26 protein-coding genes and 1 tRNA gene are annotated in these 23,436 nt (G+C 60.9%); 11 read left to right on the top strand and 16 right to left on the bottom strand.

Annotated elements, in window-relative coordinates:
• Positions 1–5: 5 nt before the first annotated feature.
• Positions 6–1,472, bottom strand: a complete 1,467-nt coding sequence (locus CRO18_RS07045) for an L-fucose/L-arabinose isomerase family protein (RefSeq protein WP_097081610.1) — start codon at positions 1,470–1,472, stop codon at positions 6–8.
• 348 nt (positions 1,473–1,820) lie between these two features.
• Here CRO18_RS07045 and CRO18_RS07040 point away from each other — a divergent pair, with 348 nt between their 5' ends.
• The 5 genes from CRO18_RS07040 to CRO18_RS07020 all read left to right on the top strand — a co-directional run bounded on the left by CRO18_RS07040 (position 1,821) and on the right by CRO18_RS07020 (position 6,955).
• On the top strand, positions 1,821–2,762 hold the full coding sequence (locus tag CRO18_RS07040; protein WP_076485775.1) for a D-ribose ABC transporter substrate-binding protein: 942 nt from the start codon (positions 1,821–1,823) through the stop codon (positions 2,760–2,762).
• A 61-nt stretch (positions 2,763–2,823) separates the two neighbouring features.
• Positions 2,824–3,471 carry a DUF2291 family protein gene (locus tag CRO18_RS07035; RefSeq protein ID WP_097081609.1) on the top strand — a complete coding sequence of 216 codons (648 nt, stop codon included), beginning with the start codon at positions 2,824–2,826 and terminating at the stop codon, positions 3,469–3,471.
• Entirely contained in the window at positions 3,468–5,003 is a 1,536-nt protein-coding gene (locus CRO18_RS07030; protein ID WP_097081608.1) for a sugar ABC transporter ATP-binding protein, read from the top strand. Before CRO18_RS07035 ends, CRO18_RS07030 begins: the two co-directional genes overlap by 4 nt.
• On the top strand, positions 5,000–6,058 hold the full coding sequence (locus CRO18_RS07025; protein ID WP_097081607.1) for an ABC transporter permease: 1,059 nt from the start codon (positions 5,000–5,002) through the stop codon (positions 6,056–6,058). The genes CRO18_RS07030 and CRO18_RS07025 overlap by 4 nt, the downstream gene beginning before the upstream one ends.
• Positions 6,059–6,145: 87 nt before the next feature.
• Positions 6,146–6,955 carry a DeoR/GlpR family DNA-binding transcription regulator gene (locus tag CRO18_RS07020; RefSeq protein ID WP_212710069.1) on the top strand — a complete coding sequence of 270 codons (810 nt, stop codon included), beginning with the start codon at positions 6,146–6,148 and terminating at the stop codon, positions 6,953–6,955.
• 12 nt (positions 6,956–6,967) lie between these two features.
• Here CRO18_RS07020 and CRO18_RS07015 read toward each other — a convergent pair whose 3' ends face one another.
• Positions 6,968–9,004, bottom strand: a complete 2,037-nt coding sequence (locus CRO18_RS07015) for a bifunctional aldolase/short-chain dehydrogenase (protein ID WP_170952590.1) — start codon at positions 9,002–9,004, stop codon at positions 6,968–6,970.
• A gap of 87 nt (positions 9,005–9,091) precedes the next feature.
• Between CRO18_RS07015 and CRO18_RS07010 the strand changes: the two genes are divergently transcribed.
• Entirely contained in the window at positions 9,092–10,060 is a 969-nt protein-coding gene (locus CRO18_RS07010; protein WP_097081606.1) for a sugar-binding transcriptional regulator, read from the top strand.
• Between the two features lie 41 nt (positions 10,061–10,101).
• On the opposite strand, the gene mtnA is transcribed toward CRO18_RS07010, so the two are convergent.
• Positions 10,102–11,208: an S-methyl-5-thioribose-1-phosphate isomerase gene (gene mtnA, locus CRO18_RS07005; RefSeq protein ID WP_076485770.1), complete on the bottom strand. Its 1,107-nt coding sequence runs from the start codon at positions 11,206–11,208 to the stop codon at positions 10,102–10,104.
• 1,168 nt (positions 11,209–12,376) lie between these two features.
• Between mtnA and CRO18_RS06995 the strand changes: the two genes are divergently transcribed.
• The 4 genes from CRO18_RS06995 to speB all read left to right on the top strand — a co-directional run bounded on the left by CRO18_RS06995 (position 12,377) and on the right by speB (position 14,967).
• Positions 12,377–13,204, top strand: a complete 828-nt coding sequence (locus CRO18_RS06995; protein WP_097081604.1) for a PGN_0703 family putative restriction endonuclease — start codon at positions 12,377–12,379, stop codon at positions 13,202–13,204.
• A gap of 143 nt (positions 13,205–13,347) precedes the next feature.
• Entirely contained in the window at positions 13,348–13,584 is a 237-nt protein-coding gene (locus CRO18_RS06990; protein ID WP_097081603.1) for a hypothetical protein, read from the top strand.
• Positions 13,581–13,748 carry a hypothetical protein gene (locus tag CRO18_RS18775; RefSeq protein ID WP_170952586.1) on the top strand — a complete coding sequence of 56 codons (168 nt, stop codon included), beginning with the start codon at positions 13,581–13,583 and terminating at the stop codon, positions 13,746–13,748. The genes CRO18_RS06990 and CRO18_RS18775 overlap by 4 nt, the downstream gene beginning before the upstream one ends.
• 259 nt (positions 13,749–14,007) lie before the next feature.
• Entirely contained in the window at positions 14,008–14,967 is a 960-nt protein-coding gene (gene speB, locus CRO18_RS06985; RefSeq protein WP_097081602.1) for an agmatinase, read from the top strand.
• A gap of 215 nt (positions 14,968–15,182) precedes the next feature.
• Here speB and CRO18_RS06980 read toward each other — a convergent pair whose 3' ends face one another.
• The 10 genes from CRO18_RS06980 to CRO18_RS06935 all read right to left on the bottom strand — a co-directional run bounded on the left by CRO18_RS06980 (position 15,183) and on the right by CRO18_RS06935 (position 20,706).
• Positions 15,183–15,413, bottom strand: coding sequence for an AlpA family transcriptional regulator (locus tag CRO18_RS06980; protein WP_249276008.1), 231 nt, complete (start codon positions 15,411–15,413; stop codon positions 15,183–15,185).
• 209 nt (positions 15,414–15,622) lie between these two features.
• Positions 15,623–15,698 (bottom strand) — tRNA-Phe (locus CRO18_RS06975).
• Positions 15,699–15,791: 93 nt separating this feature from the next.
• Positions 15,792–15,977 carry a DNA gyrase inhibitor YacG gene (locus CRO18_RS06970; RefSeq protein ID WP_076485767.1) on the bottom strand — a complete coding sequence of 62 codons (186 nt, stop codon included), beginning with the start codon at positions 15,975–15,977 and terminating at the stop codon, positions 15,792–15,794.
• On the bottom strand, positions 15,974–17,014 hold the full coding sequence (locus CRO18_RS06965) for a ribonuclease E/G (protein ID WP_097081601.1): 1,041 nt from the start codon (positions 17,012–17,014) through the stop codon (positions 15,974–15,976). The genes CRO18_RS06970 and CRO18_RS06965 overlap by 4 nt, the downstream gene beginning before the upstream one ends.
• Positions 17,011–17,586 (bottom strand): nucleoside triphosphate pyrophosphatase, encoded by a 576-nt coding sequence (locus tag CRO18_RS06960; RefSeq protein ID WP_097081600.1) that lies wholly within the window; start codon positions 17,584–17,586, stop codon positions 17,011–17,013. Before CRO18_RS06960 ends, CRO18_RS06965 begins: the two co-directional genes overlap by 4 nt.
• A complete protein-coding gene (gene infA, locus CRO18_RS06955; RefSeq protein ID WP_055212580.1) occupies positions 17,583–17,801 on the bottom strand; it encodes a translation initiation factor IF-1 in 219 nt (72 codons plus the stop codon). Before infA ends, CRO18_RS06960 begins: the two co-directional genes overlap by 4 nt.
• A 78-nt stretch (positions 17,802–17,879) precedes the next feature.
• Complete coding sequence (locus tag CRO18_RS06950; protein WP_097081897.1) at positions 17,880–18,776, bottom strand: carbon-nitrogen hydrolase family protein; 897 nt, start codon at positions 18,774–18,776, stop codon at positions 17,880–17,882.
• A 5-nt stretch (positions 18,777–18,781) separates the two neighbouring features.
• Positions 18,782–19,363 (bottom strand): GNAT family N-acetyltransferase, encoded by a 582-nt coding sequence (locus CRO18_RS06945; protein ID WP_097081599.1) that lies wholly within the window; start codon positions 19,361–19,363, stop codon positions 18,782–18,784.
• Positions 19,363–19,770: a ketosteroid isomerase-related protein gene (locus tag CRO18_RS06940; RefSeq protein WP_097081598.1), complete on the bottom strand. Its 408-nt coding sequence runs from the start codon at positions 19,768–19,770 to the stop codon at positions 19,363–19,365. The genes CRO18_RS06945 and CRO18_RS06940 overlap by 1 nt, the downstream gene beginning before the upstream one ends.
• Before the next feature lie 102 nt (positions 19,771–19,872).
• Complete coding sequence (locus CRO18_RS06935; protein WP_097081597.1) at positions 19,873–20,706, bottom strand: NAD(P)H-binding protein; 834 nt, start codon at positions 20,704–20,706, stop codon at positions 19,873–19,875.
• A 113-nt stretch (positions 20,707–20,819) separates the two neighbouring features.
• Between CRO18_RS06935 and CRO18_RS06930 the strand changes: the two genes are divergently transcribed.
• Positions 20,820–21,194, top strand: a complete 375-nt coding sequence (locus tag CRO18_RS06930; protein ID WP_170952589.1) for a helix-turn-helix domain-containing protein — start codon at positions 20,820–20,822, stop codon at positions 21,192–21,194.
• Here CRO18_RS06930 and CRO18_RS06925 read toward each other — a convergent pair.
• Genes CRO18_RS06925 through hisD form a run of 3 tightly spaced genes read right to left on the bottom strand, consistent with a single transcriptional unit; the run spans position 21,160 to position 23,407 of the window.
• On the bottom strand, positions 21,160–21,615 hold the full coding sequence (locus CRO18_RS06925) for a low molecular weight phosphatase family protein (RefSeq protein WP_097081595.1): 456 nt from the start codon (positions 21,613–21,615) through the stop codon (positions 21,160–21,162). The two genes, CRO18_RS06930 and CRO18_RS06925, sit on opposite strands and share 35 nt — an antisense overlap.
• A complete protein-coding gene (locus tag CRO18_RS06920; RefSeq protein ID WP_097081594.1) occupies positions 21,615–22,094 on the bottom strand; it encodes a UPF0262 family protein in 480 nt (159 codons plus the stop codon). Before CRO18_RS06920 ends, CRO18_RS06925 begins: the two co-directional genes overlap by 1 nt.
• Positions 22,094–23,407, bottom strand: coding sequence for a histidinol dehydrogenase (gene hisD, locus CRO18_RS06915; RefSeq protein WP_097081896.1), 1,314 nt, complete (start codon positions 23,405–23,407; stop codon positions 22,094–22,096). Before hisD ends, CRO18_RS06920 begins: the two co-directional genes overlap by 1 nt.
• Positions 23,408–23,436: the final 29 nt, after the last annotated feature.

Here is a 23,436-nt window from a genome sequence, read left to right as displayed (position 1 = left end):
CCTCGTCAGAAACGGTGGGGGATGAAGAGCTGCGGCTCCGGTTCGCCCCCGTGGTGATAGATCGGCCAGCCGAGGTAGCGCACCACGGCCTCGTTGAGCACATCGGCCACATGGCCACGCACCATCGCGACGTGATGTTCAAAGCCGTTATGGCTGGCGAATTTCATCAGTTTACGCAGCTGCGGCACCTGCGCGACGGCAATGCCGCCATCCATGCCAAACGGGTCAGCGGTGAAATCCCCCTCGCCCAAATAGCATTTCAGCGTACCGTTGCGGTCATCGGTCGAGAGCCGGAAATAGGTCATCGGGCCGGGCTGCACCTTGCCTTTGACCGCGCCAAAGCAATTGGACCGACCAAGGCTTTCGCCCAAAACGTCCAATTCGCCAATCTCCGGCGTCGTGCCCAAGAAGCTTTTCGGGTAGTTGCCGCAATGCGTGCAAACGCATTTATCGGGCTCATAGCCGTAGTTGTTGTTCCAATCGAGAAGCGCGGATGGTTGGCCCGAGGCCAGCGCCAGCGCATACATGGAAACGGCGCCGATCACATCGACCTCGCAGGCCGAGGGCATCAATTCCTCGCCCATCATCGACATGGTCACGCAGGTCGCGCAGCCGAAATTGTCTTGCAAGCTCCGCCAGCACTGAATGGCCGAGGCATCACAGCCGTTTTCCGCGATCCAGCGGTTCACCGCGAGCGTCCATTTCGCCTGTTTGACGATTTGGCTTTGCTGGATATGGGCCGAGATTTTGCCGTAGCTTTTCAGCTTCTCAAGCTTCACGGCCAGATCGGCATCGTCATCGGCAATCGCACCCGCCGCCGCCAGCAGTTCGGAAAGGTCGGCAGTCACAACGGTCATGCCGCTTGCTTGCAGAAGCTTTTCGGAAAACCGCATGGTTTGGAACGGGCTGGTGCGCGCGCCAATCGCGCCGATGCGCGCATTGCGCAGGCCGCGCACGGTGCGGCACACACGGGCGAAACGCTCCAAATCCGCCCCGAACTCTGCCCCGCCCACATCGCAGGTGTGGGTCGTGGTTTCAGTAAAGGGCACGCCATATTGCCAAAAGTTATTCGAAACCGAGAGCTTGCCGCAAAACGCATCGCGGCGCGAATGCACATCGACCTTGTCGATCTCGTCATTCGAGGCTTGCAACAAGATCGGCACATCCAGCTTGGCGCGGTTGACCAGTTCGGCCACGGCAATCTCGTCGCCAAAGTTTGGCAAGCAAATCACCAGACCGTCGATCTCGTCACGATGCGCTTTGAAATGGCGTGCATAAAGCTCGGCATCCGCAATCGACTGAACGGCCCCGTTTGCGGTGGCCTCAAACGGCAAAATCACCGCGTTCACACCGATTTTTTCAAGCTGCGCCAGCACTTCGTCGCGCGCATCTTTGCAGGGCGCGGGGCTAAAGAAGGCGCGGCTGCCAATGACAACGCCAAAGGTCACCTTGCGGTGGATGTTCAGGCTCATGTCTCTCCTCCTGGCCTCGCGGCCGACATTCGCGGGAACCCGCAGATATTCGCGAGTTACTTTCGATTACTTTCGATTTCTTCGTTTTACGCCGAGTCGGAGATAAAAAGCAAGCATAGCTCGCGGCACCGCACCGCATTTGCACCACCTCGAATCGGCTGCATTTGCAGCATTTCACGCCGCAGCGCTGCATTAGGGCAAACATTCAAAGCCAAGCATTCACGTTACCGTCAGAAAACCGCAAGAAAGCGCGATTATCCGAAAATACTTGACGACAAACGAGAGCAAGGCGCAGGATCAGCCTCGGGGAGTCGCCCCATGAGGGGGTGCGACGACAAGGAGGAACCCATGAACTTGAAAAGACGCCTTCTGGTGTCGGCTATGGCCGTCGCCATGACCGGTCTGATGCCGAGCTTTGCCGCGGCTGCTGACACGATCGCCATCATCACGCCCAGCCACGACAACCCGTTCTTCAAAGCCGAAGCCGATGGCGCGGCGGCGAAAGCAGTGGAGCTTGGCTATGACACCATGGTTTTGGTGCATGACGACGATGCCAACAAACAATCGGAACTGTTCGACAGCGCGATTGCCGCCGGTGTGAAGGCTATCATCCTCGACAACGCTGGCGCCGATGCCACCGTGGCCGCCGTGCAAAAAGCGGCTGATGCGGGCATCCCGTCGTTCCTGATTGACCGCGAAATCACCGCTTCGGGCATCGCTGTCAGCCAGATCGTGTCGAACAACTACCAAGGTGCGCAACTCGGCGGCGAAGAGTTTGTGGCGCTGATGGGCGAAGCGGGCAAATATGCCGAGCTTCTGGGCAAGGAATCCGACACCAATGCCGGGATCCGCTCGCAAGGCTACCATGACGTGATCGACCAATATCCCGATCTTGAACTGGTCGCCCAGCAAACCGCGAACTGGTCGCAAACCGAAGCCTTCACCGTGATGGAGTCGATGCTGCAAGCGCACCCGGAAATTAAGGGTGTGATCTCGGGCAACGACACCATGGCGATGGGCGCTTGGGCCGCACTGGAAGCGGCGGGCCGCACCGATGTGATCGTGGTGGGCTTTGACGGGTCGAACGACGTGCGCGACTCGATCATGAAAGGCGGCATCAAGGCGACCGTTCTGCAACCGGCCTATGCGCAAGCGCAGATGGCGGTGGAACAAGCCGATGCCTATCTGAAAACCGGCTCGACCGGGGTTGATGAAAAGCAGCTGATGGACTGCGTGCTGATCAACGCTGAAAACGCCGCGCAGCTCGAAACCTTCGCGCTTTCGGAATGATCCGCTGAAATGACCGGCGCGCCAACCCCTTGGCGCGCCGGAGTCTACCGGGACCAAGGCCATGAAATTTGTTACCGTGACGGCCCTGTGCCTGGCTTCGGCCATGGCGCTTTCGGGCTGCAAGATCGTGCCCGACACGGCCGAAAATGATGCCACCCCCGCCGCCGATGCCAGTGGGGACGCGGCGCGGATTGAGGCCCTATTGGCCTCCAGCTATGACACAGAACTTCTGTCGCATATCGCGGCCAAGGCCCAATCAGTTGCCACGCTGCGCGGCCAGATTGCGGCCGATTTCGCCGCTGCAACGGCAGAGCATGGCGCTTCGGGCGCAGGCGCGGGCGCGCCGGTAAACTTTGCGCTCAAAGACACAGGCACCGTTGTGGCGAGCAAGCTTGACAGCCGCGCACGCACGCTTGATCTGGATGTCGATGCCGATGGCACTGCAGATGTCGTGTTGCAGCTTGGCCCGGTGGTGCGCGGCTCTGCACTGCGCGATGTCGCACCCAAGCTCTATGATTTCACCTCGTTCCGCGACCAGATCGAATTTGCGAAACTGGGCCGCGCGCTCAATGACCGCGCCTCTGGGAGCCTAACGATCCCAGAGGGCGATCTGATCGGCAAAACTGTGGGCTTTACCGGTGTCGTGCCGCTCAAATCCGCCAAAGACAAATGGCTTGTGACGCCTGTGGCGCTTGAGGTGATGCCATGACAGAAGCGCACCCGATCGGGCTGTCGATCCGGGGCGGCGTCAAGGTTTACCCCGGCACCCGCGCGCTGAAAGGCGTGGATTTCGATCTGCGCATGGGCGCGGTGAACGTGCTTGTGGGGGAAAATGGCGCCGGCAAATCGACGCTGATGAAACTGATCGCGGGCGTGGAAGAGATGACCGAAGGCGTCATCACCATGAATGGCCGCGAAATGCATTTCCGCGACAAGGCAGATGCGGTCGCCGCAGGCATTGGGATCGTGTTTCAGGAGTTGAACCTGTTTCCGAACCTGAGCGTGGCGGAAAACATCTTTATCGGCCATGAGCGCACCCGCGCGGGCATAGACATCGACACTGAAACGCAACGCGAGGAAGCCCGCAAGCTGATGGAGCGGCTTGAACAGCCGATCGCCCCAGATACGATTTTGGGCACCCTGCGCATCGGCCAACAGCAGATTGTTGAAATTGCCAAAGCGTTGGCGCTGCAAGCAAAAATCCTGATCTTGGATGAACCCACCTCGGCGCTTTCTGCGGCGGAAGTGGAAGTTCTGTTCCGGGTGATTGACGAGCTGAAAGCCCAAGGGGTTGGCATCGTCTACATCTCGCACCGGCTCGAAGAACTGATCCGGGTCGGCGATTACATCACCGTTTTGCGCGACGGCACGATCACGGGCGCACGCTCGATGGAGGGCGTGGATATTCCGTGGATTGTGCAAGCGATGATCGGTTCGTCGTCGAAAGAATATGGGCGCACCGAAGTGACCGAATTCGGGCCAGAGATTTTCCGCGCCGAAGAGATCACCCTGCCCCGCACCGGCGGCGGTTTCACGGTGGACCATGTGTCGCTGTCGATCCGCGCGGGCGAGATTGTTGGCCTTTACGGGCTGATGGGCGCAGGCCGGTCTGAGTTCTTGGAATGCGTGATGGCACAGCATCCGCATTCCACCGGCAAGTTCTGGGTGGAAGGCAAACCGCTTGTTGAACGCGACGTGCCGGGCCGGATTGCGCGCGGCATCGCGCTGATCCCTGAAGACCGCAAACGCGATGGCCTTATCCAGATCATGGCGATCCGGGAAAACCTGACGCTGTCTTCGCTGCCTGCCTTCACCAAGCTTTTCCACCTTGATCTGAAAAAAGAGGCGCAGACCGCGCGCGACTTCATCAAACGTCTCACGATCAAGGTCGCAAGCCCGGAAAATCCGGTCTCTTCGCTTTCGGGCGGCAACCAGCAAAAGGTGGTGATCGGCAAAGCGCTGATGACCGGGCCGAAGGTGCTGTTGATGGATGAACCTTCGCGGGGCATCGACATCGGCGCCAAGGCCGAGGTGTTCCGCACCATGCGCCGCCTCGCCGCCGAAGGTCTGGGCATTTTGTTCGTCACCTCTGACCTTGATGAGGTGCTCGCCCTGTCCGACCGTATCATTGTCATGGCGCAAGGCCGTGTGACAGGCGAATTCCCCTCTGGCACTGATGCCGCGCAGGTGATTTCTGCCACAACCCCCAATGCGCAAGTTCCGAAGGAAGCCGCCGAATGACCGCCGTTCCCGCAACCAAAGACGCGCAAGGCTCGTCGATCCTGCTGACGTTCTTGCAAGCCCGCACCTATGTGGCGTTGCTTCTGGTGTTTGGCTATTTCGCAATCATGGCGCCGAACTTCCTTTCGATCGCCAATACCGTGATCGTCGCGAAACACGCTGCGCTGACGGCCTTTTTGGCCATTGGCATGACCTTCGTCATCATCACCGGGGGGATCGACCTCTCGGTCGGCTCCACCGTGGGCCTGACGGCTATGGTCTCTGGCTGGTTGATCCTACACGGCATCGACCCCGGCCTTGGTTGGTCGATCCAGTTCAACACCATTGAAATCGCCCTTTTGGTGATGTGTGTCGGGATATTTGTGGGCTGGATCAATGGGATATTGATCACAAAGCTCAACGTTGCCCCCTTCATCGCCACCCTTGGCACGCTTTATATCGCGCGCGGTGCGGCACTGCTGTCCTCGGGCGGGCGCACCTTCCCGAACTTGTCGGGCAATGCCGAATATGGCTCTGACACCTTCCCGCTGATTGGCGCGGGCACGTTTTTGGGGCTGCCGGTCCTGATTTGGATGCTGATCGTCGTCGGGCTGATCGCGGCCTATATCGCGAAACGCACCCCCTTGGGCCGCCACATCTACGCGGTGGGCGGCAACGAGCGGGGCGCAGCGCTTTCGGGCGTGAAGGTCGACCGGGTGAAGCTCTTTGTCTATATGTTCTCGGGCTTTTGCGCGGCGCTTGTGGGGCTGATCATCGCCTCGCAACTGCAAGCGGCGCACCCCGCCACGGGTGAAACCTTCGAACTTAACGCCATCGCCGCAGCCGTTCTGGGCGGCACCTCGCTCTCGGGTGGGCGCGGTAAAATCTCGGGCACGATTGTCGGCGCCTTCGTAATCTCGATCTTGGCGGATGGTCTGGTGATGATGGGGGTCTCTTCCTTCTGGCAAACCGTGATCAAAGGGCTGGTGATCGTCGCTGCTGTGGTCATCGACCAAGCGCAAAGCAAGCTGCAAGCGCGCGTCGCCCTGCAACAAGAGGCCGCCACGGGGCGCTGATGCGCCCCGTTGACCGGGTCGGCCCTTCCCGCGTAAGGGAATGGACCGACCCAATATCCCGAAAGACCACAACCGACAGGCGATCCCGTGCCCCTAAAACCCAACCAGATCCGCGATGAAAGCAAGGCGGGCCTTTTGTCCGAACCGCGCCGTCGCCGTATTCTGGAATGGATCGAGGAAGAGGGATCGGCGCGCGTGCGCGACCTTGCAACCGCGTTCAAGGTTTCCGAAGCCACGATCCGGCAGGATTTGGAAAAGCTCGAAGCGGATGGGTTCATCACCCGCGAACATGGCGGCGCTTTTTTGAATGCGCCCACCTCACCCGCCGAGGGGCTGGTGCTGCATCATCAAGAAAATATGGACAAGAAGCGCCGCATCGGGGCGCTGGCCGCCGGGCTTGTGAGCGATGGCGAAACCATCATTTTGGATGCGGGCACCACCACAACGGAGGTCGCTACCCGCCTTGTGGCGCGGCGCAACCTGACGGTGATCACCAACGCGCTCAACATCGCGATCATCTTGGGTTCGGTGCCGGGCACGGCGGTGCATATGCCAGGGGGCCAGTTCAAGGCGCCGACGCTTTCGCTTTCGGGGGATAAATCGGTCGAATATTTCCGCAATATCTTTGCAGGCAAGCTGTTCTTGGCAACCGCAGGTGTCGCGCTGGACGCCGGGCTGACCTACCCCAGCTTTGCCGATTTGCAATTGAAAGAGGCGATGATCCGCGCAGCCTCTCATGTCTATCTTGTGGCCGACAGCACCAAGATCAACAAAAGCTCTTTCACGCGTCTTGGCGCGCTTGAGGTGGTGCATTCCTTCATCACCGATGACGGAATTTCCGACAAAGACGCCAAGGAATTTGAAGCCCGCGGGATTGAGCTTCTGATCGCAACCTGAGGGCCGCCGCGCTTAGCGCAGCGACGCCTCGATATTGCCGCCATCCACCGTCATTACATGGCCCGTCGTACGCTCGGCTTTGGCCAGCATCACGAAGGCTTCGGCCACATGGCGCGCCTCAACCTCTGCCTTGAGCAAGTTGCCCGCCATATAGCTGACCTCGTCGAGCCCCCGCGCGGCAGACCGCGCCGCGATCATGTCGGGCGTCAGCAGGCCTGAGCGGATGCGGTCAGCATTGATACCATTGACGCGAATGCCCTCGCCCCCGTGTTCGAGCGTGAGTTGCTTGAGCAGGAAGAACAGCGTGGCTTTGGGCAGACCGTAAGCCGCAAAGCCCTTGCCCGGGTTCACCGCCTGCTTGGAGACGTTGAACAAGATCTGCCCCGGCTCCGCGCCCCGGCAGCCTCGCGTGCCAACTTGCGCGCGATAGAGTGCAATGGCGGCTTGCGCGAATGCCAGATGGGAGAAGAAGTTGAGTTCAAAACTGCCGCGCAGCACAGCATCATCGAGCGTGGCGATATCACCATTGATCGCCGCTCCGGCGTTTGAAACCAGAATATCCAGCCCGCCAAACCGCTTGGCACAGGCGGCAACGGCCTCGGCAGCGGCCCCTTGCTGGGTGATGTCACAACCATAGCCGCCCGCGTCCCGGCCAAGCTTCGCCACCGCTTGATCAAGCACCTCGCCGGGACGATCGACGATGAAGATCGAAGCGCCCTCGGCGGCAAAAGCCTCTGCCGTAGCCATGCCAATTGCCCCCGCGCCCCCGGTCACCAAAACCACGCGGCCTGCAAGCGGTTTGGGTTTGGCGGTGCCAAGCTTGGCAAGTTCCAGCGGCCAATATTCCATGTCGAACAAATCACCGGGGGTGATTGACGCAAAGCCGCCCGCAGCCGCGCCATCGGCTTTCACCCGGCGCGACTGGTCGCCAATATCCGCCGCGATCCGCGCGGCTTTGGCATCCATCCCCACACCCACAGCGCCAATGCCTTCAAGCCAGCACAGCCCCGGCAGCGGCGTGAGCATCTCGACCGGGCCGCCGAAGCGGGCTTTGTTTTCCTCGAAATAGGCGCCGTAGCTGGCGACCCAAGCGGCCACAGCATCGCGCATCGCCTCGGGCGTTTGCGCATCGCGGCGCAGCACCAAAACCTCTGCCTTTGTGCGAATAACATGGTCGGGCGTCGCCACGCCCAGATCGGCCAGTTCTTCCAGATCAGGGCGCGCGCAAAAAGCGCGGGTATCCTCATCATCGCGCAAATCAAGCACCGGAAGCGCCGCATCGCCGGGCAAAGACGTAGCCAGCGCCCCGCGCAAGGCGGCCAGCATCGGCGCGACCTCCGCCACCGGCAATGCCGCGGCGGGTTTGAGCGGCGCGGGACGACGGTCTTGCAGCCAAGCTTCAACCGTATTGGCGTGCTCAATCACGCGGGTATAGCTCGCCTTTGCATCCGGCCCCCAGGTGAAATGGCCGTGGTTGTGCAGCAAAAGCCCCTCACAATCCGGGTTCGCATCAAAAGCTGCCGCCGCCGCTTTGGCGAGCCCAAAACCGGGCTTCACAAAGGGCACCAGCGCGATGCGCTCGCCAAAGAGTTCGCGCAGCACCGCCTCCACCTCGGGCAGGTTCGCCAACACAAGGAAGGGCGTCGCATGGGTGTGATCCACAAATTTATGCGGCATCCACGCGTGCAGTAGCATTTCAACCGAAGGGTTCGGCGCGCTCGGGTCCAGCAAATTCAACCGTTGCAGTTTGACCAGAGCGTCATCCGCCACCGCGTCGCGCGCTTTAAGGTCCAGCATCGGCGCCAGCCGCACGGCGGGCAGGCCATCGGCCCCAATCGTTGCCAAATCATGGCCCGAGCCTTTGATATGCAGCACATCGACCGGCTCACCGAACAAATCCAACGCCGTGGTTTTGACCGAGGTATTGCCCCCGCCATGCAGCACCAAATCCGGGTCCGCCCCGATCAGCCGCGAGCTGTAAACCCGCTGCGCCAGATCACCTTCGCCCGCCGCGCGCGCGGCCTCGTCGCTCCAGAGATTGCGGATCATCGGGACCTCCTCGCTTACCTGCATATCGGCTGGATTTCTTTACTTTTGTCACCTATTTTTGTCAAACGGCGAAACCGGAGGGCGACCATGGCAGCAGGCGCGAAACGACGCAGTCTCGGGCGGGTCAGCGGCGAGAATGCGGTGATTGAGGTGGCGTGGATGTATTACCACGACGGCCGCAACCAGCAGGAGATTGCGGAGGCGCTGGGGATCTCGCGCGCGACGGTGGTGAACTACCTGCAAGAGGCGCGGGAAACCGGGCTCATCCGTATCACCTTGGCGGCACCTGCCTTTACCACGCATCGGCTGGCTTTAGAGTTGCGTGAGAAATTGGGGCTCGCGGGCGCATGGGTCGTGCCCGATGACGGGCTCGTGGCCGAAGAGAGCTTTGCGCGTGTGGTGCGCGGCGCGGCGCAATGGCTGCCGGATTTGCTGGCCCCCGGTGACAGATTGGGCGTGGCTTGGGGGCGCACGGTTTTTGAACTGGCCGAACAGGTCGAAGCCCGCGCGATTGCAGATTTGACGGTGCTGCAACTGGTGGGGTCAATGGCAACGCCCTATGGTTTCACGGCAGAAGCCTGCTCCACCCGGCTCGCGCAACGGCTTGGGGCGCGGTGCCTGAACCTTCATGCCCCCGCGATCCTGAGCCGCGCAGAACTGGCGGCAGAATTGCGCGCCGAGCCGATTTTGAAACGGCAACTGGATGCGCTGGAAGGCGTAAACAAGCTCTTGTTTTCCGCCGGGACCGTCACCGCGCAAAGCCATGTGGTGGAAAGCGGGCTCGCCAGCCCCGAGGAACTGGACGCCCAAGTCGCACGCGGCGCGGTGGGGGTGATTTGCGGGCGCTTCATTGATGCCGAGGGGCAACCGATGGCGGGCCCGGTCGAGGCGCGGATGATCGGCATCGCCCTGCCCCGCCTTGTGGGTTTGGAGATGGGGCTATTGGTGGTGCCGGGGCTTGATAAGGTCGCCCCAAGCCTTGCCGCAATCAAGGGCGGCTATGTGAGCCACATAGCCACCTCGACCCGCGTGGCCGAGGCGCTGTTGGCCGCGTAAAATGGGTAGCAGGCCCGGCTGCATGCCGGGCCATCGCTTACTCAGCCCGCGAGCATGGCCGATTTCAGATCAGAGAACATCTTCTCCATCTCGGCGGTGTCGGCGGGGCACAGACCACGCTCGGTCAAGAGCCCTGTCACCAGTTCGGCGGGCGTCACATCAAAGGCCGGGTTGCGCGCGGGCGTGCCATCGGGCGAGATTTGCACCAAGGCAATCTGACCATCCGCCCCCCGCCCCTGCACCAGCGTGACCTCTTCTTGATTGCGCTCTTCGATCGGGATTTCTTTCACCCCGTCATCAACGCGCCAATCAATCGTCGGCGAGGGCAGCGCCACATAAAACGGCACACCATTCGCCTTGGCCGCAAGCGCCTTCAGATAGGTGCCGATCTTGTTGCAAACATCACCGCGCGCGGTGGTGCGGTCGGTGCCCACAATCACCATATCCACCTCGCCATGCTGCATGAAATGGCCACCGGCGTTATCCACCACCAAGGAATGCGGAATGCCGTGGTGATTGAGCTCCCAAGCGGTGAGTTGCGCGCCTTGGTTGCGGGGGCGCGTTTCATCCACAAACACATGCACGGGAATGCCCGCTTCATGCGCGTGATAGATGGGCGAGGTCGCCGTGCCCCAATCGACCGTGGCAAGCCAGCCCGCGTTACAATGAGTCAGAATATTGACGGTTTGACCGGGCTTCTTGGCGGCAATCGCTTTGATGATCTCAAGCCCATGCAGGCCGATATTGCGGTTGATCTCCACATCTTCATCACAAATCTCGGCGGCGCGCTTGGCGGCGGCTTCGGCACGTTCGGCCGGGGCGAGCGGGCGCAGCACACGCTCCATCTCATCCAAAGCCCAACGCAGGTTGATCGCCGTCGGGCGAGTTTCGTGCAGCACGTCCCAAGTTTCCGTCAGACCCGCATCGGACGGGTCTTCTTGCATCGCGACGGCCACGCCCCAAGCGGCCGCCGCCCCAATCAGCGGCGCGCCCCGCACCCACATATCGCGGATCGCCACCACAAAATCGGCGCGGGTTTTCAGCGGCACAATGCGCAATTCATGCGGCAGCCAACGCTGATCAATCACCTGCACCACGCCCGCGTCATCTTGCCAGATCGTGCGATAATGGGTTCCGTCGATCTTCATGCCTGCCTCCTGCGCCAATTTGGCGGCAGGATTTCCCCCACTCCGCCAAATGTCAAATAGGAATGACAATTGAGGGAGCGACAAAGCAGCACCCAGGGGGCGCATGTGGCAAGCACGCTTGGTAAGTGCTACGATGAGCGCTCCGGCACGGCTTGGTCCAAGTTTTTGACGCCCAAACCTCTGGTCGCGCTGGTCGAGGCGAGTTTAGCCACGCAGATGCATGAACGAACCCGCCATGCTACCCAAATGATATCGGCCATTCCTTTCAGGGAAGGCAAATCGCGATCTGACAGCCCCCCAAGGCGACCCCAGATCGGTTGAAAAAAGCTGCACAAATTTGCACCCCAGCCTTTGTGAGCGCCTGTAGGGCATGCCAAGAGTGGAGTCTATAGGCAAGCAGCCGCAAGACAACAGACCTCGCCACGCGCGCCAACACTCCACCCCTTTGATAAGCAAATTCGAGGCTCCCGGCTGCGTTGCTTCACCGCTTTAAGTGCGAAACCTTCGCCAGACTCACTGGGGCGCGCGCTGAGCGACATCCACAGTCTTTCAGGTGGTCACCGTGCTGCCCGCATATCAGACTCGCCAGTGACCGCCCCACGCGCTCTGGCAGATCAAGCCGAAGGTCCGTTGGTGGATCTAGCTATCTAGCTGGTCCGCAACAAAGCTACGGAGCTCTTTAGCTGCTTCGGTTTTTCCCCGGACCTGCGCCACGCCTCCTTTCGGTTGCGGTGCTGCGCAGACAGACCACCAAAATCGAAATCCGCGCCATACGCATCAAAACGCGCGTGCCTCTTTCGATCGTGTTTTGCCTTATTTCGATTTCTGGGTGCCGTTTCCTGCGGTCCGTTTCGTAAGGGAAGAACGGCCCAAAGTTGCTTTTCTGAGGGGGCTTCGGGTTGCATTTTGGGGCCGAAAAAGTGTTTTCGGTGATTTTTGTCAACCTGACGAACCGAAACCCCTTATTTTATTGGGTTTTGTGGTTGCGCAAGGTTGCGTTTTTCGGGCCTCGCGCGCAAAACGCAACCCCTTTTGGGGTATTTGTTACGGCTTTGTTATCGTTTTGCCCAAAAACGCAACCAAAAGGCAACCAGAATGCAACCCAAACGCAACCGAGTAGCCGGGCGTTTGTCTTGCGTTCAACATAAACCGCGCGCACCCTCTTTTCATGTTGAAGTCTTCGATCCGCAGCCGCGCTATCACCGCCCTTTGCACCGCACATGCGAGGGCACATCCCGGCGTCGATCTTGATGAAAAAGGCTATGCCCCCGATTGGCGCGGCAATCTTCTTCCCGCCGTATGTGCGAATGACGTGGCTCAAGAGCTGTCCGAGGGGAGCGGTCAGGAGCTCGCCACGAAGTTTCGCGCAGCACATTCTTCTTCGGCACTTGCGGTGAATGTCTTTGCTCCGTTCAAGCGGGCGCCCGAGGTGTTGCACATCCTCGACCGCGCGGGCTTCACCCAGGTCGCTTTTGAAAAGAAATGCCCCACCGGGTTGGGTGGCACCCCTCCGAACCTCGACGTGATGCTCGATGCGCCTGACGGGCTAATCGCGATCGAGTCGAAATGCCTCGAATATCTCACGCCGAAAACCGCGAAATTCGCTGACAGCTACCGGAGCGATCTGCCCGCGTCTGGGCGCGAAAGCACGTGGTTCGCCGAGATGCTGCGTCTGTGCGACGATCCCAAACGGTATCACCACCTTGACGCCGCCCAGCTCGTCAAGCATTCGCTCGGTCTCGCGCACAGCTACCCCGACCGCACGGTGACTTTGCTTTACCTGTTCTGGGAACCCACAAACGCAACCGAGGTCGAAGTCTTTTCGCAGCACCGCGCCGAGATCGAGCGTTTCGCCGAGGCTGTGACGGGGGATCGCATCGCATTTCGCGCGATGAGTTACCCCGAGCTTTGGTTGACATGCGGCGAGAAACAGGCCCCGCGCTGGTGCGTGGAGCACCTCGCCGAGCTGCGCAGACGCTATCTTGTCGCGATCTGAGCGCACACGTCGCCAGAGCCTCGGAGAGAGTCACCGGTGAGTCTGGTGGGTTTTGGTGTCACCCCTACCAGGCACCCCGTGGGTGCGCTCGGTTACTCGCTGCGTGAGTCTGGGGGGGGGGCGGCGAGCAAAACGGTGAAATTATGCTCTTGCCGTCGCTCGCTAAAGCGCTTGAGGTCGATCCGGCCTATCTTTTACGCATCGCGCTTGAGCAAGCGGTGGGTGCGACGGCGGCGAAGGCCATCACCGAGATTTTCGGCTCGCCGGTCACGGCCAATGAACGCGCTTGGCTTGAGGAGTTGCGCGATGCGTCGGGCAACAGCGATCCGCGCATGACTGCGCGGGGGCGGACCACCCTGCGGGGTATCTTTGGCAAATGACCGATCTCTTCATCACACCGATGGGACCACTGGGACAGTGGGACCAGCTTTCTGAAAACGAGAAGGCGTGGATCGAGTTCATCCGGGTAATCAGCGCGGGGCGTGACCCGAAGATCACACCAGAGCGCGTGCGCAAGCTGCGTGAACTTCTGGATGCGGGATGAGGCGTCGGAGCGGTATTTCTGACCAGACTGACGTGAAACCAGTCCCGCCTCGTCCCATGTCTCGCGTCGTTCATCTGCGCTCTTTCAGGGCAGTCCCGGCGCGCATTGGCCGCAAACACGCCACTAGCCCGCTCGGATTGACCGTATCGGTGCTTTCAGCAGTGGAGGAATTCTCCTCGCCCGCATAGCGTCTCAAACGAATGCTGCCACCGCCCCCACACGCGCCGGTGGCAGCCCGAGAATGCAACAGGAGCCGAACATGCCCAGCGATCCCTTCTTCCACCCGGTTTCTGGCTTTGATCTGCCGCGATATGCGGGTGTGCCCACCTTTATGCGGCTGCCCTATGTGGCGCTTGACGATCCCCGGCTGAAAGAGGTGCAGATCGGTCTAATCGGGAGCCCGTGGGATTCTGGCACCACCAACCGCCCCGGCCCGCGTCACGGGCCACGGCAATTGCGCGATTGCTCCACCATGATCCGCGCGCAAAATGGCGCGACCGGGGTGCGCCCCTTTGAGGCGGTGAATTGCGCCGATCTGGGCGATATTGCCCCCAACCCGGCCGATATCCATGATGCGATGGCACGGATCACCCGGTTCATGGAGGTGATCATGGCCCACGGCATCCGCCCGCTTACCGCCGGGGGTGATCACCTCAATTCGCTGCCGATCCTGCGCGCGCTCGGCAAAGCGGCACCGCTTGGCATGATCCATTTCGACAGCCACACCGATCTGTTTCACAGCTACTTCGGCGGCAATATGTATACCCACGGCACGCCCTTCCGCCGCGCGATCGAGGAAAACCTGCTTGATCCCAAGCGGGTTGTGCAAATCGGCATTCGCGGCACCACCTATGACAGCGAGGACCGCGACTTTGCCGCCAGCGTTGGCGTGCGGGTGATCCCAATCGAAGAATTTCATCAGCGAGGTGTTGAAGACGTCATGGCCGAGGCGCGCGAAATCGTCGGCACTGCGCCCACCTACCTGTCTTACGACATCGACTTTATTGACCCGGCCTTTGCACCGGGCACGGGCACGCCCGAGATTGGTGGGCCGAATTCCTACCAAGCCCTGCAGGTGGTCCGTCTCCTTGATGGGGTCAACATCATCGGGGCTGATCTTGTCGAGGTGTCACCACCATTCGACCCAACGGGCGGGACCGCGTGGCTGGGGGCTTCGGTGATGTTCGAAATCCTATGCCAAATGGCAAGCACGGCCTGACGCGGGCGGGGGGGGGGGGGGAAATCCTAGGCGGGGTTCCTCTGCCGCTAGGCACAACCTGACTCACAGCATGGGACAACGGGACCAGCATTCACGCGAATGAATCGAAAGGATAAAACGCGCACCGAGCGCTAAAGGAGGGATGGGACGCCGGAACGGTGGACCTCAGCCATTCCCCCTGCGGAAGGGGCGCGAGCCCCTCGCTCACAGAGTGATCATTCGTTATGAGGAATGTTCAGGTGCGTTGCGAAGCACGCTTGCATATTCGCTTCGTGCTCGATCAGATCAGACAGTCGCCAGCGCGTGACGCCGGGACCGATTTTTCGAGCTTTCGGGAAGTCGCCGTTTCTTTTCCACCGATAGATCGTGTCAATGGAGACGCCGTAGCGCGCGGCAACTTCCTCGACCTTCAGATAGACTACGTTTGCTAGCGACTGTGCGTTCAATGATCTTCTCCGGTGCTGCATTCGGTCGCAAGCGGGCTTCATCTCGGATTTCAGGGAAGGGTTGCGGCCTTCACCTTGCCAACCCCATGCATAGAATCTCCGCCTCGAAGCATCACATCAAGCGCACACGAAATGTAGCCCAGAACGAGGGCTACGCAATAGGCTGATAGCGCTTGGTTGGAAGTATTGTTTATTTTCAGGGATTTAAGTGGTGCCCAGAGCCGGAATCGAACCAGCGACACGCGGATTTTCAATCCGCTGCTCTACCAACTGAGCTATCTGGGCACCGGGCCGTTCCGGCGTTGGTGGGGGGTTACTAGACGAGGGCGCGGGGGCTGTCCAGAGGGTATTTGCGAATTTTTGCTCCGCGCGATCAGATCAGTGTCGCAGCCCGCCCGTGTCGTCGGGATCACGCTCCCGCGCGGGGTCATCTTCCTCAAGCGCTTGGCCCGGAATCACATAAGACCCATTGAGCCAGCGCGCCAAATCAATGTCCGCACAGCGCTTCGAACAGAAGGGACGATATTTCGGATCGGCGTCTTTGCCGCAGATCGGGCAGCTCATGCCGCGCCACCGATCAGCGTCGCCAGCGCCACCCGGTCGCGTTTGCGCACAAGCTCATACATGCCGAGCGGTGTCCACCCGGCCAAGCTGGTTTCCGCCGCTTCGCCCTTGAAGGCGGCGCGGAGTTGTTGCTCCAGCGTGGCACGGTCTTTTTTCGGCATCGGCGCAAAATCCACCACCACCTGCCCACCAAGGCCGCGCAGCCGCAACTGGCGCGGCAAATCCCGCGCGGCGGCGATATTGGCTTTTAGGCTCGCGGCGGGCGAGGTGTCATTGCCGGTATTGATATCCACGGCAATCAGCGCGCGGGTCGGCTCGATCATCATGTGCCCGCCACCCGGCAGCGCTACGCGCGGCGAGAGAACCGCGTCGATCGCCTCTAGCACGCCGTGGGCCTCAAACCCTTCGACCACTTCATCCGGCACCGGGTCGGCCCAGTCGCGCCATGCTTCTTCGTGGGGGCCGGGGGCATCCACCAGAAGCTCCGGCGCGCCTTCGCTATCGCCCAAAACGGCTTCGGCCAAATCCCGCAAGCCTGCAAGGTCTTCAACGATCTCGCCCTCTTCGGTGCCTTCGCAAGCCGAGCGCAAGATCAGCCCCATATCGGAGCCTTCCATGACCACGCCTGCCAGCGCTTGCAGCCCGTCGCGGGTCTCTTCATCGCGGATCCGGCGCGAGACATTGAGCCCCGGCGCACCGGGGGTAACGATGCCGTAGCGGCCCTTGAACAAAAGCCGCAAGGTGACCGGCAGTGCTTTGCCGGGTTCTGTCCCGCCCGAGACTTGGCACAAAACGCTTTGCCCTGGCGAAAGCCCCTTTGCATCGCGCAAAAAGCCTTTCTCACCGCCCGGAAGCTGCACGAAAACGCCGCCTTGGCCTTTCATCTGCCGCTCAACCTTGGCACGACAAATCGCACCGGGCGCCAAAGCCACCGCATCCGAAGCATCGACGATCAGGTCTTCAAGCCGCCCGTCGACCATCAAAGCCGCGGCCTCAAGCCCCTTCACCTCGCCAAGAACAACGACCCGGCCTTTCATGCGCTTTCTCCCATCGCGATGCCCGACGATTGTAGCAAAAGAGCGGTTTCGGCCAAGGGCAAGCCCACAACCGCGCTGAACGAGCCTTGGATCCACGGCACGAAAGCGCCGCCCAACCCTTGGATCGCATAGCCGCCCGCCTTACCGCGCCATTCGCCGCTGGCAAGATAGCCGTTCACATCGGCATTCGAGAGCGGGCGGAATTTCACCACCGTATCCACCAGCCGCTCGCGCAAGCCCGTGGCAGAGCGCACGGCAACAGCCGTTAACACATGGTGGCGACGGCCAGACAGCAGCCACAAAAACTCAGCCGCCTCTTTTTCATTTTCGGGTTTGCCCAAGATCCGGCGGCCACAGGTCACCGTGGTATCGGCGCAGATCACCACCTCATCGGCGGCGCAGGGTAGAATGGCCGCCTTTTCACGCGCCATCCGCGCCACATAATCGCGCGGGCGCTCGCCCTTTGCTGGCGTTTCATCAATGTCAGGGGCACGTACCGCGGCGGGTTCCAGCCCCAATTGGGCCAGAAGCTCACGCCGACGGGGGCTGGCCGATCCTAAGATCAGCTTCACTTGAACCGGTAGTTGATGCGACCCTTCGTCAGGTCATAGGTGTTCATTTCCACCTGAACCCGGTCGCCAGCCAGAACACGGATGCGGTTTTTCCGCATCTTGCCTGCCATATGCGCGATGATCTCATGGCCGTTTTCCAGCTCGACCTTGAACGTCGCGTTCGGCAGGAGTTCCTTCACGACGCCGGGGAATTCGAGCATTTCTTCCTTGGCCATGGTCACTCCATTGGGGATACCCGCCGATCGCGGGCGCGCGATACATGCGCCCGGATCAGGAAAAATTCAAGCGCAATGTCAAGCCTTGCGGGGGTTTTCCATGACAAGGTGGACATGCGCAGCTTGCATAGGCTGTTCGGACCAATGGCGGAAGGTCAGCACCTCGCCGTCGGTGCGGGCTTTGACAACCGCTTCCAGATCGACCGTCGCGGTCACCCAGCCGGGTTCGTCATAAACCCCTTCGGCGATCACGCCGGTGTCGCACCAATTGACATCGGCAGGTGCGTAAAGTGCTGCCGCACCGTGATTTTCATCCACAGCAGGGCACCAAGCGGCAGCACCGACAATCACCGATTGGACCGAGATACATTGGTTTTCCAGCGCGCGGGCCTGTGCGCCGGTGCGGACGCGGTGGTAGCCCGCGCGCGTATCGGTGCAGCTTGGCACTAGAAGAAGCTCTGCCCCCGCCTCGCAAACCGCGCGCGCGAGCAGCGGAAATTCGCTGTCATAACAGATCAACACCGCGATCCGCCCAAGCCCCGTGTCAAACAGGCGCAGCCCCTCAACTCCGGCATCAATGAACCAATCTTCGCGCTCAAACCGCGTCATGATTGCCTTGTCTTGATGCCCGATCCGGCCTGCGGGGCCAAAAATCGCCGCCCGATTGCGCCGCACCATCCCCTCGACCACCGGGCCAGAGGGGGCCAAGATATAAAGGCCAAATTCGATCGCGAGCCCTTCAAAAAGCCGTTCCATCGCATCGTGATGGCGTGCGACTTCGGCGACCGCGCGTTCCAAATCTGCCGCAACCTCGGCCCCGCCAAGCGAGGCAAGCTCCATCGCGCCATATTCGGGAAAAACCAGCAAATCGGCCTGTTTGAGCGCGGCACTTTGCACCCACGCGCGAATTTTCGCCTCATAAGCGGCCCAATCCACGAGCCAATCCAGAGGATAAGCCGCAGAAGCAATGGTGATGCGTCTCACAGCGGCTTCCCCCAGAATTGCAGCGCCTTTTCAGTTTGGGTGCTGTCGCCCAAATCGGTCCAGCGAAAATGCGCCACAACGCCCGACATGGGGGCATAACCGCGCTTGCGCCAAAACGCATCGAGCGGGCGGTAGGTGGCGGGCTTGAGCGGATGATCGTCGGGCCGCATCACCGCGCAAAAGGCCGAATAGCGGCGCCCAAGCGTGCGGCCATGTGCCTCGCGCGCGTCAAAGAAAGCGTGGCCCAACCCGCGCCCGCGATAGTCTGGCAGCAGCACCGATTCGGCGCAGTAAAACACGTCTTCAAGCGTCAGCCCCGTCTCCGCAAAGGGCGCAGCGAAATCATCGGCATGGTCTTCGAGCGGTGTGCCCGTGGCTGCGCCGACCAACCGCGCGCCATCAAAAGCCCCCACGACCACCGCGTTTTGAGAGTTTCGATAGCTTTCCAGATAGCGCCGCTCATAGTCGAGCGAGCCATCATAGATATAGGGCCAATCGCGAAACACCGCGATGCGCAGCGCGGCGACATCGTCGAGCGCGGCATCCAGAGCGGGGCCAGTGAGAACCCGAACCTCCATTAGCTGACCTGACGGATCCAGTCCGCCAAGTTGTAATAGGTGGTCACGCGGGAAATGCGCCCGTCGCGCAGGGTGAAAAAGGTGCCTGCGGGCAGCACATAGGTTTGCCCCTTCGCCTCGGGCAGACCTTCATCGGTTGCCAAATAGGCCCCGTTCACAACGAACTCGGCGGCGGCCCGGGTGCCCGCATCATTCGCCATCACCACCACATCGGTGAGCGTTTCCCGGTAGCAACGGGTCATATGCGCGTTGAATTCGCGGAATTTCTCGACCCCGCGGCGGATTTTGCCCTCATTGACGTGATGCTCAAAATCTTCGGTCACCAGCGCTTCCATCGCGGTGGTGTCGCCGCGATGGAACGCGTCGAAGTAGTTGGAAATGGCGGCAAGGGCGGCGGCACGGGGCATTGGAAAACCTCTCTGACTTTGGGGCAAATTGGCATGCCACCCCGGTGCCGTCAAACCGCAGAACCGGCAAGACGGTGCTCAAAACCGTCTTGCCGCACCTGTTCAGGCCAGCGCCGCGCGGATCGTTTCCGCAATCGGCGTCGTCGGGCGACCAATCAGGCTGGACAGTGTTTGGCTGTCATCAAAGAGGCCCGCAGCACTGCCCGCCCGCTCATCCGATTGCGCGAGCGTTTCCGCAAAGGCCGTCGGCACCCCAAATCCTTCAAGCGCTTTGGCATATTCCGCCTCGGGCAGGTTGACGAATTTGACCGGCTTGCCGGATTGGGCCGCAACCTCGGCGGCGAATTCCGCCATCGTGAAGGCGGTATCGCCCGCAAGCTCATAGGTTTTGCCCGCATGCGCCGCATCAAGCGCGGCGACCGCGGCCGCTTCGGCGTAATCGGCGCGCGCGGCCGTGGCGAGTTTGCCATCTGCGGCGGCCCCAATCACGGCGCCATGTTCAATCGCGGCCCCCAACGCGCCCGTCAGGTTTTCGCTATACCAGCCATTGCGCAGAAGCGTGTATTGCAGCCCGCTTTCTTTTAGCGCGGCTTCGGTCGCGATGTGGTCTGCCGCCAAAAGCGTGAGCGGCGAGGCATCGCCCTTCAACACAGAGGTATAGACCACCCGCGTCACGCCCGCCTCTTTCGCGGCGGCAATGGCGCGTTTGTGTTGGCCCGCACGGTCATTGAAATCATTCGACGAAATCAGCACCAGCACCTCAACCCCGGCAAGGGCGGCGGCATCGGGGGCGTTGTAATCAAACGCGCGCGCCTCATATCCGGTTACCTTTTCCGGGCTCCGCGCAAGGGCCACGGGGGCGGCGCCGCGCGCTTTGAGCGCAGCAAGAACAAGTTGGCCCAATTGGCCGGTGGCGGCGGTCACAGCAATGGTCATGACGATCTCCTTTATCATTTGCTTGCCACAGATAGGCATGCAAGCTAACAAAAGGTAAGTACCTACATATATGTAAGTACGCCTTACCCATGCACAGGAAAGGTGCAAAGCCGATGCGGAACTTTTCACGGGGCGATGTTTTCGCCGCCGCCTGCCCCTCGCGGCAGATTTTGCAGCATGTGACCTCGCGTTGGGGCGGGCTGGTGCTGATTGCTTTGCGCGAGGAAACACTGCGCTTTGCGCAGTTGCGCCGCCGGATTGATGGCATTTCCGAGCGGATGCTGGCGCAAACCCTGCAGGTGCTTGAAGGCGACGGTCTGATTTTGCGCAAAGATTATGGCGAGGTGCCGCCGCGCGTGGATTATACGCTCACCCCGGCAGGGCGCGAAATCTCTGCCCGCGTCTTTGCGCTGAGCGATTGGATTGAAGAAAACCTGCCCGAACTGTTGGCGCTTACGCCGGATGCGGTGCCCCAAACCGTTCAATGATGTGATCGCGGATTTGGTCGCGAGTCTGGCGGTAATAGCCCAACCGCACGTCGCGCCCTTCGCCCAGGCCGGTCGGGTCCATGATCATCCAGTGCTCAACCTCAATGTGGTAGAACCGCGTCAGATCAAGCGCTTGGTGATAAGAGGCAGGGGAAAGCGCGACGATCAGGTCAAACCCGCTCAGATCATCGCCCATTTCGCGCAATTCATGGAAGCTGCGCGCCTGATGCCGCTCTAGGTCCACACCAATTTCCGCACAAACGGCGATCGCGAACCCATCGGTATCAAGGTCCGCCTTGACCCCCACCGATTGGACATAAACCTCACGGCCATAGAACTTTTTCATCATCCCTTCGGCCATCGGCGAGCGCGTGGCATTGTGATCGCAGCAAAACAGGACCGAATGGGGAAGGCTGGACATCAGCTTACCGGGGTCAAAACGCAAACAAGGGTGAAGAGCCGCCGCGCGGTATCAATGTCGATCTCGGCTTTGCCCTCAAGGCGCTCTTGCAGTACCCGCGCCCCTTCGTTGTGAATGCCCCGGCGCGCCATATCAATCGCTTCGATCTGGCTCGGCGGCAGTTTCTTGACCGCCTCAAAATAGCTTTCACAAATCTGGAAGTAGTCTTTTACCACCTGCTTGAACGGGCCAAAAGACAGGTGGAACTCAGTCACCTTCTCACCGCTTTCAAGGCAGGTATCAAAGACAAGCCGCCCATCGCGCACCGCCAAAGTCAGCGCATAGGGGCCGGGCGGGGCGGTTTGCCCATCGCGCCCCGGCAGCGTCCAGCTATTGTCTTCGAGCAGGTCAAAAATCGCCACGCGGCGCTCTTGTTCAATTTGCGGCGTCGGCGCAGGCAGGCCGGAATCATCCAGATCGATGCGAGAGATACGGTTCATCAGGCCCCCCCATCATTGATCGCATCAAGCCGCGCGCGGACCGATAGCCCGTGCGCCTCGAGACTTTCCGAAATCGCCAGCGTCTCCGCCGCCGGGCCGATGGCGCGCAAGGCTTCGGGCGTCATTTTCGCCAAAGTGGTGCGCTTAAGGAAATCCAACACCGACAGGCCCGAGGAGAACCGCGCCGAGCGGGCGGTGGGCAGAACGTGGTTCGGCCCGCCAACGTAATCGCCAATCGCTTCGGGCGTCCAAGTGCCCAAGAAGATCGCGCCGGCATGGGTGATTTGCGCCGAAAGCGCCTCGGGGTCTTCTACGCAGAGTTCAAGGTGTTCAGGCGCGACGCGGTTTGACAGCATCGCCGCTTCAGCCAGATCGCGGGTGACGATAACGGTGCCAAAATCGCGCCACGACGGGCCCGCAATCTCGCGCCGCTCCAGCGTTTCAAGGCGTTTCTCGACCGCTTTGGTCACGGCTTGGGCAAAATCCGCATCGGGCGTCAGGATCAGCGCTTGGGCGGATTGGTCATGTTCGGCTTGGCTCAAAAGATCAATCGCCACCCAATCGGGGTTGGCCGTGCTATCGGCAATCACCAAAATTTCCGACGGACCCGCGATCATATCAATGCCCACGCGGCCAAAAACGCGCCGCTTCGCCGCCGCCACAAAAGCGTTGCCCGGCCCGGTGATTTTATCAACCGGGGCAATCGTATCGGTGCCATAGGCAAGCGCGGCCACCGCCTGCGCGCCGCCAATGCGATAAACCGCATCCACGCCCGAAAGCTCTGCTGCGAGCAGCACCAGCGGGTTCACGGCGCCATCGGGCGTCGGGCAGACAACCACCAGACGCTCTACCCCCGCGACTTTCGCGGGGATCGCATTCATCAAAACGGAAGACGGGTAGGAGGCCAAACCGCCCGGCACGTAAAGCCCCGCTGCCGAAACAGGCGACCAACGCCAGCCAAGCTCGGCCCCGTTGTCTTCGGTCCAGCGTTCTTCCATCACCGGCATTTGCCGCAGGTGATAGGCGCGAATTCGCTCTGCCGCGAGTTCAAGCGCCGCGCGTTCCTCGGCACTGACCTTAGCCACCTCCGCCGCGATTTCTTCGCGCGAAAAGGCCATTGTTTGCGGGCTGAGCGCCAGCCGATCAAATTTCGCGGTATAGTCGATCACCGCCGCATCGCCACGGGCGCGCACATCGGCAATAATCGCCGCCACGGTGGCATCGACATCGGGGCTGTCTTCGCGCTTCATCCCCAAAAGGGCGGTGAAACGGGTCTCGAAATCGGCGTCGGTCGTGGCAAGAAAATGCGGCATCTCGGGCTCCTTGTTCCGTTCCGGGATAG

It is taken from the genome of Rhodobacter sp. JA431, assembly GCF_900217725.1.
In the GTDB taxonomy this organism is placed as follows: Bacteria; Pseudomonadota; Alphaproteobacteria; order Rhodobacterales; family Rhodobacteraceae; genus Rhodobacter; species Rhodobacter aestuarii.
Note: the sequence above shows the minus strand (reverse complement) of the source record. Positions and strands in the feature narration are given on the sequence as shown.

Coding starts and splice junctions, on each gene's coding strand:
- CRO18_RS07040 (WP_076485775.1), top strand. CDS start 1,821: ATGAACTTGAAAAGACGCCTTCTGGTGTCGGCTATGGCCGTCGCCATG.
- CRO18_RS07010 (WP_097081606.1), top strand. CDS start 9,092: ATGGCAGCAGGCGCGAAACGACGCAGTCTCGGGCGGGTCAGCGGCGAG.
- CRO18_RS06945 (WP_097081599.1), bottom strand. CDS start 19,363: ATGGAGGTTCGGGTTCTCACTGGCCCCGCTCTGGATGCCGCGCTCGAC.
- CRO18_RS06920 (WP_097081594.1), bottom strand. CDS start 22,094: ATGAACCGTATCTCTCGCATCGATCTGGATGATTCCGGCCTGCCTGCG.
- hisD (WP_097081896.1), bottom strand. CDS start 23,407: ATGCCGCATTTTCTTGCCACGACCGACGCCGATTTCGAGACCCGTTTC.
- CRO18_RS07030 (WP_097081608.1), top strand. CDS start 3,468: ATGACAGAAGCGCACCCGATCGGGCTGTCGATCCGGGGCGGCGTCAAG.
- CRO18_RS07015 (WP_170952590.1), bottom strand. CDS start 9,004: ATGATCCGCAATCTCTGGAGCGACGAGGCCGCGCGCGCGGCGGGCGAA.
- CRO18_RS07045 (WP_097081610.1), bottom strand. CDS start 1,472: ATGAGCCTGAACATCCACCGCAAGGTGACCTTTGGCGTTGTCATTGGC.
- CRO18_RS07025 (WP_097081607.1), top strand. CDS start 5,000: ATGACCGCCGTTCCCGCAACCAAAGACGCGCAAGGCTCGTCGATCCTG.
- CRO18_RS18775 (WP_170952586.1), top strand. CDS start 13,581: ATGACCGATCTCTTCATCACACCGATGGGACCACTGGGACAGTGGGAC.
- CRO18_RS06965 (WP_097081601.1), bottom strand. CDS start 17,014: ATGAAAGGCCGGGTCGTTGTTCTTGGCGAGGTGAAGGGGCTTGAGGCC.
- CRO18_RS06935 (WP_097081597.1), bottom strand. CDS start 20,706: ATGACCATTGCTGTGACCGCCGCCACCGGCCAATTGGGCCAACTTGTT.
- CRO18_RS06990 (WP_097081603.1), top strand. CDS start 13,348: ATGCTCTTGCCGTCGCTCGCTAAAGCGCTTGAGGTCGATCCGGCCTAT.
- CRO18_RS06995 (WP_097081604.1), top strand. CDS start 12,377: ATGTTGAAGTCTTCGATCCGCAGCCGCGCTATCACCGCCCTTTGCACC.
- CRO18_RS06940 (WP_097081598.1), bottom strand. CDS start 19,770: ATGCCCCGTGCCGCCGCCCTTGCCGCCATTTCCAACTACTTCGACGCG.
- infA (WP_055212580.1), bottom strand. CDS start 17,801: ATGGCCAAGGAAGAAATGCTCGAATTCCCCGGCGTCGTGAAGGAACTC.
- CRO18_RS06970 (WP_076485767.1), bottom strand. CDS start 15,977: ATGAGCTGCCCGATCTGCGGCAAAGACGCCGATCCGAAATATCGTCCC.
- CRO18_RS07035 (WP_097081609.1), top strand. CDS start 2,824: ATGAAATTTGTTACCGTGACGGCCCTGTGCCTGGCTTCGGCCATGGCG.
- CRO18_RS06925 (WP_097081595.1), bottom strand. CDS start 21,615: ATGTCCAGCCTTCCCCATTCGGTCCTGTTTTGCTGCGATCACAATGCC.
- mtnA (WP_076485770.1), bottom strand. CDS start 11,208: ATGAAGATCGACGGAACCCATTATCGCACGATCTGGCAAGATGACGCG.
- CRO18_RS06930 (WP_170952589.1), top strand. CDS start 20,820: ATGCGGAACTTTTCACGGGGCGATGTTTTCGCCGCCGCCTGCCCCTCG.
- speB (WP_097081602.1), top strand. CDS start 14,008: ATGCCCAGCGATCCCTTCTTCCACCCGGTTTCTGGCTTTGATCTGCCG.